This is a genomic window from Rhodococcus sp. P4_F5 (assembly GCF_056401315.1).
On the sequence record NZ_JBFUJP010000138.1, the window covers coordinates 1 to 3,369 of the forward strand.

General features: G+C 71.3%; 3 protein-coding genes. 1 reads left to right on the forward strand and 2 read right to left on the reverse strand.

Features of this window, described 5'->3' with window-relative positions:
- On the reverse strand, positions 1-2,422 hold a 2,422-nt coding region (locus tag AC1DU4_RS26185), incomplete at its 3' end, for a valine--tRNA ligase (RefSeq protein ID WP_477844876.1).
- A gap of 145 nt (positions 2,423-2,567) precedes the next feature.
- On the reverse strand, positions 2,568-2,765 hold the full coding sequence (locus AC1DU4_RS26190; protein WP_477844878.1) for a hypothetical protein: 198 nt from the start codon (positions 2,763-2,765) through the stop codon (positions 2,568-2,570).
- Positions 2,766-2,786: 21 nt separating this feature from the next.
- On the opposite strand from AC1DU4_RS26190, the gene AC1DU4_RS26195 reads away from it, so the two are divergent.
- The coding region (locus AC1DU4_RS26195) for an amidase family protein (protein WP_477844880.1) at positions 2,787-3,369 on the forward strand (583 nt) is incomplete at its 3' end.

Genomic DNA, 3,369 nt, shown 5'->3' on the forward strand with positions numbered 1-3,369 from the left:
GCCGGACCTCGAGTGAAGCCGTGGCGGTGAAGTCGTCGGCGGGATCGGTGAGCTTGCCGAGCGACGCCACCGACGACTGCTGTCCGTCCAGGTCTGCCGTGGCGATGCCGGTCAGCCGGGCCGCGACCTTCTGGCCCGGGTTCAGGCCCTGGTCACTGCGGAAGCGCCGGATCTCGGTGACGAGGCGCTGCACGTCCGCGATCCGCTGCGCGGCGACGCCGTCGACGGCCTCGCCGGACGCCTCCGGCCAGCTCGCGACGACGACGGACTCGCCGCCGGCGAGCACCTTCCACAGGCTCTCGGTGACGAACGGCATGACCGGGTGCAGCATCCGCAGCAGCGCGTCCAGCACGTTGCCGAGCACCGCGCGGGTGGCCTCGGCCTGCTCCCCCGCGAACTGCACCTTGGCCAGCTCGAGGTACCAGTCGCAGACCTCGTCCCAGGCGAAGTGGTACAGCGCCTCGCAGGCCTTGCCGAACTCGTACCGGTCGAAGGCGCCGTCGACCTCGGCGCGGACCTGGTCGAGCCGGTCGAGGATCCAGCGGTCCGCGTCGGTGAGTTCGTCGCGGGCCGGCAGCGGGGCCGGTGCGGCGCCGTTCATCAGCGCGAACTTGGTGGCGTTGAACAGCTTGGTGGCGAAGCTGCGGGAGGACTTCGCGTGGTCCTCGCCGACGGACAGGTCGCTGCCCGGGTTGGCGCCGCGGGCCAGCGTGAATCGCAGTGCGTCGGCACCGAATTCGCGCACCCAGTCCAGCGGGTCGATGCCGTTGCCCTTGGACTTCGACATCTTCTTGCCGAACTCGTCGCGGACCAGGCCGTGCAGGAAGACGTCCTTGAACGGCATCTGCGGCCCGGACTTGCCCTCGCCGGCGGTGATCGCCTCGTCCTGCGAGACGAAGGTGCCGAACATCATCATCCGCGCCACCCAGAAGAACAGGATGTCGTAGCCGGTGACGAGAACGCTGGTGGGATAGAACTTCTCGAGCTCCGGGGTCTTGTCCGGCCAGCCCATCGTGGAGAAGGGCCACAGGCCGGAGGAGAACCAGGTGTCGAGGACGTCGGGGTCCTGCGCCCAGCCCTCGGGTGCGGTCTCGTCGGGTCCGACGCAGCGGACCTCGCCGTCCGGGCCGTACCAGATCGGGATGCGGTGGCCCCACCACAGCTGACGCGAGATGCACCAGTCGTGCATGTTGTCGACCCAGCCGAACCAGCGCGGCTCCAGGCTGGCGGGGTGAATCGTGGTGTCGCCGTTGCGGACCGCGTCACCGGCGGCCTTGGCGAGGGTGTCCACCTTGACCCACCACTGCAGCGACAGCCGCGGCTCGATGGACTCACCGCTGCGCTCGGAGTGCCCGACGCTGTGCAGGTACGGACGCTTCTCGGCGACGACGCGGCCCTGCTCGGCCAGCGCCTCGCGGACCTTGACCCGCGCCTCGAACCGGTCCATGCCGTCGAACTGCGTTCCGGTGTCGGCGATCCTGCCGGTCTTGTCCATGATGGTCGGCATCGGCAGGTTGTGCCGCATGCCCATCTCGAAGTCGTTGGGGTCGTGCGCGGGGGTGATCTTCACGGCGCCGGTGCCGAACTCGGGGTCGACGTAGTCGTCGGCGACGATCGGGATCTGGCGGCCGGTGATCGGATGCTCGAGCGTGGTGCCGAGCAGGTGCTTGTAGCGCTCGTCCTCGGGGTGCACGGCGACCGCGGTGTCGCCCAGCATCGTCTCCACGCGCGTGGTGGCGACGATGACGTGCGGCTCGTCGTCGTTCAGGGAGCCGTAGCGCAGCGAGACCAGTTCGCCCTCGACGTCCTCGAACTTGACCTCGATGTCGGAGATGGCGGTCTGCAGCACCGGCGACCAGTTGACCAGCCGCTCGGCGCGGTAGATCAGGCCGGCGTCGTACATCCGCTTGAAGATGGTCTGGACGGCGCGGGAGAGGCCGTCGTCCATGGTGAACCGGTCGCGGCTCCAGTCGACGCCGTCGCCGAGGCTGCGCATCTGGCCGCCGATGGTGCCGCCGGACTCACGCTTCCAGTCCCACACCCGCTCGATGAACGCCTCGCGGCCGAGGTCTTCCTTCTTCTTGCCCTCGGCGGCCAGCTGCTTCTCCACCACGTTCTGGGTGGCGATGCCCGCGTGGTCCATGCCCGGCAGCCACAGCACCTCGAAGCCCTGCATCCGCTTGCGGCGGGAGAGCACGTCCATCAGGGTGTGGTCGAGGGCGTGGCCCATGTGCAGGCTGCCCGTGACGTTCGGGGGCGGCAGCACGATCGAGTAGCCGGGCTTGTCGCTGGCGGGGTCCGGGGTGAAGTAGCCGGCCGCCACCCAGCCCTCGTACAGCTCCTGCTCCACGGTGCTGGGGTCCCAGCTCTTGGGGAGGGCGTCGGCGGCGGTCTTGGGGTCTTGCGGCGCGGCACTGGTCACCCAGTGATTCTAGAGAACGCGGCTACCGCGCCGTCCGCCACATGGTCCACAGCGTCGGACCGCCGCCCGGGAGCACGATCTCGTCGGCCGCCTCGAGGCCGAAGCGCTGGTAGTAGGGCACATTCTCCTGTTTGCCCGACTCCAGTCAGGCGGGGACGTGCTCGCGGTCACAGCGGTCGAGCCGCGAGTTCATCGACGCCCTGCCGCGGCCCGCGCCCCGCGCCGAGGGCAGGGTGCCGATGGTGCTCGGGCACCGGTGCGGCTCCGCCGGATGCACCCGCTCCATCACCTCGGACACGGCCCCGCGGCGCCCCCACGGAAAACCGGTGGCGTCGACCGGCACCGGCGGCCAGACTGACCGGCCATGGAACCTGCCGAGTACGCCGACCACGACGCGGTCGGGCTGCGCGCCCTGATCGCCGCCGGCGAGGTGAGCGCCGCCGAGGTCGAGGCTGCGGCCCGGCGGGCTCTGGAATCGGTGAACCCGGACCTGAACGCGCTGACGCTGCCGCTGTTCGAGCCGGCGCCGACCGCCGACCCCGACGGCCCGCTGGCGGGTGTGCCGCTGGTCGTCAAGGACAGCGGCCCGATGGCCCGCGGGGTGCCGTTCACCCTCGGCAGCCGCGCCCTCCGCGTCGCGGTCGCGGGCGTCGACCACGAACTGATGACCCGGTTCCGGGCGGCGGGACTGGTGACGCTGGGCCAGAGCACCGCACCGGAGTTCGGGCTGAACTTCGCGACCGAGTCCCGGCGGTACGGGCCGACCCGCAACCCGTGGGACCTGCGCCGCGGGGTGGGCGGGTCGAGCGGCGGRGCGGCCGCGCTGGTCGCCGCCGGGGCGGTGCCGCTCGCGCACGCCAACGACGCGGGCGGATCCATTCGGGTGCCGGCGTCGTGCTGCGGGCTGGTCGGCCTGAAGCCGGGGCGCGGGCGCACCCCGTCCGGCC